The following is a 6,671-nucleotide window of genomic DNA, read 5'->3' as shown; positions in this document are numbered from 1 at the left end:
TCGGATACCTCACCCCACTCGAAACCCGGGCCAGGCTGCAGCGCGACTTCACCCCCGCAGCGTAAGCAACAGCTGTCCAAGGTCAGGGGGGAACTTCACTGCCCGATCGCCCGCCCTCAGTCAGGCGGCGGCGGTGCGGTCGGAGACAAGGCCTGCGACGGCGAGGTAGGTGGCCGGGAGGGTGTCGCGGCGGTGGGTCCAGCGCGCCAGACCCTTCCAGCGTTTGTGGTCGGCGAGGGCGTGCTCCACGGGGATGCGCTGAGACGAGTGCTCGTGGCGGGCCTGCTCCCGGGCCTCGTGAACCTCCGGTGCGGCGATCTTGTTCGGCTTCCTCGGTGGTGTGACCGCCTGGCCGGGATGGTCCCTCCGCAGACCCAAGTAGCCGTCATCGAGAAGAACTTGGACTTTGGGGAACTGTCGGAAGAGGTCGTCGATACCCTCTCCGCGTATCGCGGTGGTGTCGTGCATGCGGCCGGGGCGGAGGTTGCCGGCCCAAAGGGTGCGGCCCTTCGCGTCGGCGATGACGGTGGCCTTAATCGTGTTCTGCTTCTTCTTGCCGGAGACGAAGGCCCGCCGTCCGCCTTGGTGCGAGGCCGGGCGGCGGACCTGGACCTCGGTGGCGTCCAGTCGCAGCACGACGCCCTCGGCCTGGGCGTAAGCGAGGACGTCTGCCAGGGTCCGCAGCCGGACCTCGGGACGGTCGGGCACCGCGAAGCCACGGGCGGCGAGCAGGCCCCTGACCTCGCCGATTGCCCGGGTACGGTGGAGCGGTCGACTCCGAAGAGCAGGGCCAGGACGGCATGGGGCAGGTCGTGGCGCAGGTGGATGAGTGTGGCGGTCACCCGGTCGACGAACACCAGCCGATGCCTGGCACCCGCGCCGGCCGCCCGTTGACGCGCTCCACCACGGGAAGCGCCGCGTCGGCCCTCGACCACGGCCTGCCACGGAGTAGCCAGTTCGACGACCAGATCCACCAGGTGCCGCCGCGAGACGCCGGTCAGCACCCGATGGCCAAGGACCGCGCGCTTCACCTTGATCGTCACACCGTCAAATCATGCCGCCCACAACACCACTGGTCACATCGCCATCGCAATCACGCACCAGGTCGTTACTCGAAGGTGATGGGCAGAAAGTGTAACTTCCGTCTCGTGTCCGCATCGGCTTCGCTATGCTCCACATCTCATCGTTTGGGAGTGGGCAGGAGGGTCCCTTGGCGGCCCAAGTAACAATCAACGAAGGTGTGTTGTGGGTAGGTGGCGATGCCTATCCGCTGCGCAACATCTCCCATGTCGGCCAGAGACGACTGACCGTCGACAAGGGTGCCGCGTGGAAGAAGTTCATCCTCCAGAGCATCGGCTGGTTCATCCTGGGCGGCATATTCGCCACTTTCGCCGACACCGTGGGCACGATCGTCCTCCTCGCCGTCGAGGCACTTCTGGTCTGGAGGTTGGTCTCGGCCCTGCAGAAGCCCCCGGTGTACGGCCTGGTCCTCAATACCTCCGGCACCCAGCGTGAGGCCATCTGGTCCACGCAGCAGGAGGAGATCCAGCAGTTGATCTACGAGATCACCAAGGCGATCGGCAACCCCGACATCGCACAGACGGTCATCAACGTGGCCCACGCGGTGCAGGGTGACGTCATCCACCAGTACGGCGAGGGCAGCATCGGCAAGGCCCAGCACAGCGGCAGCGGGAACATCGGGGGATCATGAGCGGCGACCACATTCAGCAGTACGGCTCGGGCAGCATCGGCAAGGCCGAGCACACCGGTTCCGGTGACATCGTGGCTGGCGGCAAGACCGTCGGCGCGACCGCAGGAGGGCCTGCGGTGGAGGCCCTCCTGCGGGAGATCGAGAAGCTTCGCCCGCACCTGGACGAGAACGACCAGGCAGAGGTGGACGCGGCGGCCGACTCGATCGCCGAGGAGACGTCTGCGGAGCGCCGGCGTGGCCTGGTGCAGCGCATCTCCGGAATCGCGGCGCTGGTCGGCGAGGTGGGCGTGCCGGTGATCGCGGCCGCGAAGGCGCTGCTGGCGGGCTGAGGCGGCCGATCGGCGTGAAGCAATGGGCGTGTCCCGGGTGTGCCTGGGACACGCCTTGGCCGTGCTTGGGGCAGGCACAGGCGTAATGGGCGAGGTGACCAGATGAGCACTGCACGTGCGTTGGAGCATGACACCGCCGGAGGTGGGTTCACGCTCCGTTTCGGCGGTGCTGGAGGCCACGAGCGGGTTGTTCCGTTGGGTCAGTGTCACGGGCTGGCGTGGGAGGAGGCAACTCCGGTACGGACGTTCCGCTGGTCGCGCGGACTCGGGCATTACCCAGGCTGGTGGTGGGCCGCATCGACTGGACGTCATGTCGGGTTCGAGTCGTGGTTGGAGCAGGACCGGCTGATCCTCTTGGACTTCGATCCGGATGTTGTGGGGATCGCTTCGCAGCCGTTCTGGCTGCACTGGCATGACGGGAGAGAGAAGCGGCGCCATGCCCCGGACTATTTCGTACGGCTTGCCGACGGCCGTGCTCGCGTGGTCGATGTCCGTGCCAAGGACCAGGTCGACGAACGGAGCGCCGAAGCGTTCGAAGCCACTGTGCGGGCCTGTTCGGCGGTCGGCTGGGAGTTCAGGCACGTCGGTATCCCGGACCCTGCGTTGATGACGAATCTGGTGGCTGGCCCGTTACCGGCATCCGCGCGGCGCCGGCAGGCCCGAGACCGCAGCCCGGCTGCAGAAGGCATTCGCAGCGCCGACACCGTTGCTGATGGGTGCCGACGGGGTTGGGGATCGGCTGGCGGTGTTGCCCGCACTGTTTCATCTGATGTGGAGGCAGGAACTGGTGGCCGATCTCGCGAATGAGCGGCTGGGTCCCGCCATGCTGGTGCGGGCCGCTGGACCAGCGGGGGGCGTGGTGAACGAAGGACGTCGGCCGCGGCGGCCTGTCGGGGTGTCGATCGGTGACCGAGTTCGAGTGGCCGGTGTCCTGCACACGGTGATCGCTGTGTCCGGCACGGCCGTGCGTCTGGCTGACACGGACGGTGTGGTCACCGACGTCGGCTTGATCGATTTGTCGGCGGCCGAGGACTTCGAGGTGGTACGCGCGTCGTCGCGGGCACCGGTTCCGCCGGTGACGCCGTTGGAGGGGCTGCCGGAGGCAGTGGCGGCGGAGGCGTTGTGGTGGGAACAGCACATCGTGGAGGTTTTGCGCGGGGTTCCGCCGCAGGCACCTGCCGGCACGAAGCCGAGGCCGGAGTACGACCCGGCGGTGGTGTCACTGACCCGCCGGGAGCAGGCCAAGGCAACGGAACTGACGGCTGCGGGGCGACCGGTGACGGCAAGTGCGATTACCAAGCGTCGCCGCCGCTATGAGGCCCGCGGAGTGGCGTCCCATAAGGTGTTTGAGAGCGGGTGCTCGGTGCTTTCGCGCTCGAGTGCGGGTGGGTCGTGGTGAGGAACTGATGAAGTTTCGTGGTTCTTGCGATGGCCTGTGGCTACCAGCGGCGGGGGATCTGCCCGTTGAGTCGGAGTTGCTCGACGAGGTGGCGGGTGAGGGCTTCGCCGGCTTTGGCGAGTTCGCGGATGTCCGGGTGGAAGCAGGGCTGGGTGGTGGTGATCTCCTTGTGGCCGGCGACCTGTTGAGGATGTGGAGTGGGATTCCGGCGCCGGCCATCCACGTCAGGCCGGTGTGGTGCAGGTCGTGGCCGCGCAGGTGTTCGTGGCCGAGGTCGTGGGTGACGTCGTCCCAGTGGGTGGCGTCGCACGGGTGGCGTGGTGGGGCAGGTCGTGTAGGAGTTCGGGACGGTGGAGGCGTTTCGGATCGGGATGTCGGAGAAGGTGCAGGGGGTAAGCGGATGAGTGGCTGATCCGGCTGCGGGGGCCTCAGTCGGGGACGGTTGCCGCCTTGGTGCGGAGGGCGTCGGCGTCGGGGTGGCCGAGGGTCGTGAGCAGGTCGGCGGCGCGGTGCCAGGTGGCGCGGGCCTCAGTGTGGTGGCCGAGGGCAAGGTGGGTGTCGGCGAGGTGGTCGAGGACCTCGGTCTGGTTGTACTCGTCGGCGGCGTCACGGTAGCCGTCGAGGGCGTGCTCGTAGCATTCCAGGGCCTGCCGGTACCGGCCCAGGTGGTGATGGGCGTAGCCGATGCTGTCCCAAGTGGCGGCTTCGCCGCGGCGGTTGCCGTTGGCCCGGAGGATGGGCAGGGCCTGTTCGCAGTGCCGGATCGCCTCCTCGTGCTCGCCGAGCAGGGCGTGGTACCAGCCGACCGCGTTGAGTTCCCGGGCGATGTTGTTCTCGTCGCTGCCGAGGGCGCGGTAGGCGGCCAGGGCCTGTCTGGAGTGCTGGAGGGCCTCGCGGTGGCGGCCCTGGCGGCCGCGGACCCAGCCGATGCTGCGCTGGGCATCCGCTCGCAGCTTGGTCGGGAGGGCGGGCAACTCGTCGAGGAGTGGCAGGAGTTGGGCGTCAGCGTGAGCGTGGTGGCCACTCTGGGCGTACACCCGGGCCAGAGCGAGGCGGGCCCGGAGGACTTCGTGGGGCGGGCTGACGCGGGCTGGTGCGCCGAGGGCGATGCGCAGGATCTCGATCTCGTCCTGGGCCCAGCCCTGCTGGGAGGTGTAGAGGCGGCTGGTGTCGGCGACGCGCCAGATCCGGCGCAGCTGGTCCTCGTCGGCGACCGAGCGGAGCAGGGTGAGGATGGTGCGGTACTCGGCCGCGTACCAGGCCATGCCGGCGGCCCGGTCGTCGAAGGCGAGCACCACGACGCCCGGCAGGGCCGGCTCCAGGGCGACGTGTTCGCGGCGGGTGGAGATCTCGTCGTTCGCCGCGGCCGCCGAGTGCGCGTAGTGGTCCAGCAGTCGGCCGAGGGCGGCCGGGCGGTCGTCGACGGCGTCGGCGGGCAGGTCGACGGCGTAGGCGTGCAGCAGGTCGTGCAGGGCGTAGCGGTCCCGGGCGTGCTCGGTGAGCATGTTGGCCTCGCACAGGTCCCGGGCCAGCGCTCGGGTCCGCTCGACGGACAGGCCGGCGGTGCTGGCGGCCGAGGCGAGCGAGATCTCCGGGCCGGGGTGGAGGGCGAGGAGGCGGAAGAGCCGGGCGGCGTCCGGGCTCAGCGCCTGGTAGGACCAGGCGAAGACGGAGCGCAGGTCGGTGTCCGGGGCGTCGTCGAGTCCGAGGGCGGCCAGTTGGTCGCCGCCGGGGGCGAGTTCGGCGGCGATGGCGGCCAGCGTGAGCCCGGGGCTGAGGACCACCCGGGCGGCGGCTATCGACAGGGCGAGGGGCAGCCCGCCGCACGCCGCCAGGACGGTGTCGACCGCCGCGGGCTCGGCCGCGAGCCGCTCCGGGCCGAGTCGGGTGGCCAGTAGTTCACGGGCCTGTGCCGGGGTCAGCCGGTCGACCGGTACGGCAAGGGCGCCGTCGCGCACCACGAGTGAGCTCAGCCGGTTGCGGCTGGTGACGAGGACCAGGCAGCCGGGGGTGCCCGGGAGCAGCCAGCGCACCTGGTCGGCGTCCCGGGCGTTGTCGAGCACGAGCAGGAGGCGGCGTCCGGCGACCGACGCGCGGAAGCGGGCGGCCCGCAGCGGCAGGTCCTCGTCGGTGTTCTCGGTGGGTTCGCCCAGCGCGACCAGCAGCATGGTCAGTGCCTCGGCCGGGTCCACGGGTGGGCTGCCCGGCTCGAAGCCGCGCAGGTTCAGGTAGAGGCGCCCGTCGGGGAACCGCTCGGCCACCTGGTGCGCCCAGTGCACGGCCAGCGCGGTCTTGCCGACGCCGCCCATGCCGGACATGGCCGTGATCACCACCGTCGCGGCCGGGCCGGCGACCCGGCCCAGCGCGTTCGCCAACGCGTCGGTGAGGTGCGGGCGTTCGGTGAAGCCGGCGACGGGCAGCGGCAGGTTGTCGGGCCCGGTGGGGAGCGGTGGCGTCGTCGGTACCGGTGCGGGGGGTGCGGTGACGTGAAGTTCGCGCAGCGCCTCCTGGTGGGCGGCCCGGAGGACGGTGGACGGGCCGACGCCCAGCTCCGCGGCGAGCCGCTGTCGGACCGTCTCGAAGAGGGACAGGGCCTCGGCCCGTCGGCCGACCGACGCGAGTGCGCGGACCATCGCGGCGTGCAGCGGCTCGTCGAAGGGCGCGCTCCGGGTGACCTCGTACACGGCGGCCAGCAGGGGTTCGGCGTCGCCGGCGGCGGTGGCGACCGTCATCGCCTCCGTCGCGGCGGCTATCCGGGCGCGCTCCAGGGCGGCGAAGTGCGGCCGGTCGAGTGTGGCCGGATCCAGTCCGGTCAGCAGGGGGCGCCGGACCAGCTCCGCCAGTTCGCGGCAGTGGGCGGGCGCGTCCGGGCCACCGGCACGGCTGCGCGCCAGCAGGTCGTCGAAGCGCGTGAGTTCGTTCTCGGTGGCGGTCGAGGTGTCGAGGCGGTAGCCGGACGGCGCGGAGTGCAGCCACGATCCGGCCGACCGCGGGGGCAGCTCGGGTTCCAGGAGCCGGCGCAGGTTGCCGACGTGCCGGTGCAGCTGGTTCACGGCGGTGGACGGCGGGTCGTCGCCCCAGACGAGGTCCACCAGCTCGGGCGTGGAGAGCACGCGGCCCTGGGCCACCAGCAGGGCCGCGAGCACGGTGTGGCGGTGCGGCGGCCCCACCTCCAGCACCGTGTCGTCGCGCCGGACCCGGAGCCCCCCGAAGACCTGGAACCGCATTGCCG

The 6,671-nt window shown here is 70.6% G+C and carries 6 protein-coding genes and 1 pseudogene; 4 read left to right on the top strand and 3 right to left on the bottom strand.

Translation table 11 applies throughout. From position 1 onward, the window contains the following. Positions 1–120 precede the first annotated feature (120 nt). Positions 121–1,043, bottom strand: a pseudogene (locus tag OP86_RS32805) (transposase). Positions 1,044–1,210: 167 nt separating this feature from the next. Here OP86_RS32805 and OP86_RS07385 point away from each other — a divergent pair. From OP86_RS07385 to OP86_RS39005, 4 genes are all read left to right on the top strand, one after another. Then, entirely contained in the window at positions 1,211–1,711 is a 501-nt protein-coding gene (locus OP86_RS07385) for a DUF6232 family protein (protein ID WP_030056114.1), read from the top strand. Then, positions 1,708–2,040 (top strand): hypothetical protein, encoded by a 333-nt coding sequence (locus tag OP86_RS07380; RefSeq protein ID WP_030056113.1) that lies wholly within the window; start codon positions 1,708–1,710, stop codon positions 2,038–2,040. Before OP86_RS07385 ends, OP86_RS07380 begins: the two co-directional genes overlap by 4 nt. Positions 2,041–2,142: 102 nt before the next feature. Then, positions 2,143–2,847 (top strand): TnsA-like heteromeric transposase endonuclease subunit, encoded by a 705-nt coding sequence (locus OP86_RS37395; protein ID WP_324604092.1) that lies wholly within the window; start codon positions 2,143–2,145, stop codon positions 2,845–2,847. Further along, the gene (locus tag OP86_RS39005; RefSeq protein WP_324604093.1) at positions 2,753–3,439 is read left to right on the top strand and encodes a hypothetical protein; all 687 of its coding nucleotides are present in this window, start codon (positions 2,753–2,755) and stop codon (positions 3,437–3,439) included. Before OP86_RS37395 ends, OP86_RS39005 begins: the two co-directional genes overlap by 95 nt. A gap of 40 nt (positions 3,440–3,479) precedes the next feature. Here OP86_RS39005 and OP86_RS36470 read toward each other — a convergent pair whose 3' ends face one another. Then, on the bottom strand, positions 3,480–3,662 hold the full coding sequence (locus OP86_RS36470) for a hypothetical protein (RefSeq protein ID WP_157849683.1): 183 nt from the start codon (positions 3,660–3,662) through the stop codon (positions 3,480–3,482). Positions 3,663–3,867: 205 nt separating this feature from the next. After that, positions 3,868–6,666 (bottom strand): AfsR/SARP family transcriptional regulator, encoded by a 2,799-nt coding sequence (locus tag OP86_RS07370; protein ID WP_030056111.1) that lies wholly within the window; start codon positions 6,664–6,666, stop codon positions 3,868–3,870. Positions 6,667–6,671: the final 5 nt, after the last annotated feature.

Origin of the sequence: Streptomyces novaecaesareae, assembly GCF_000716875.1 — a bacterium.
In the GTDB taxonomy this organism is placed as follows: Bacteria; Actinomycetota; Actinomycetes; order Streptomycetales; family Streptomycetaceae; genus Kitasatospora; species Kitasatospora novaecaesareae.
Note: the sequence above shows the minus strand (reverse complement) of the source record. Positions and strands in the feature narration are given on the sequence as shown.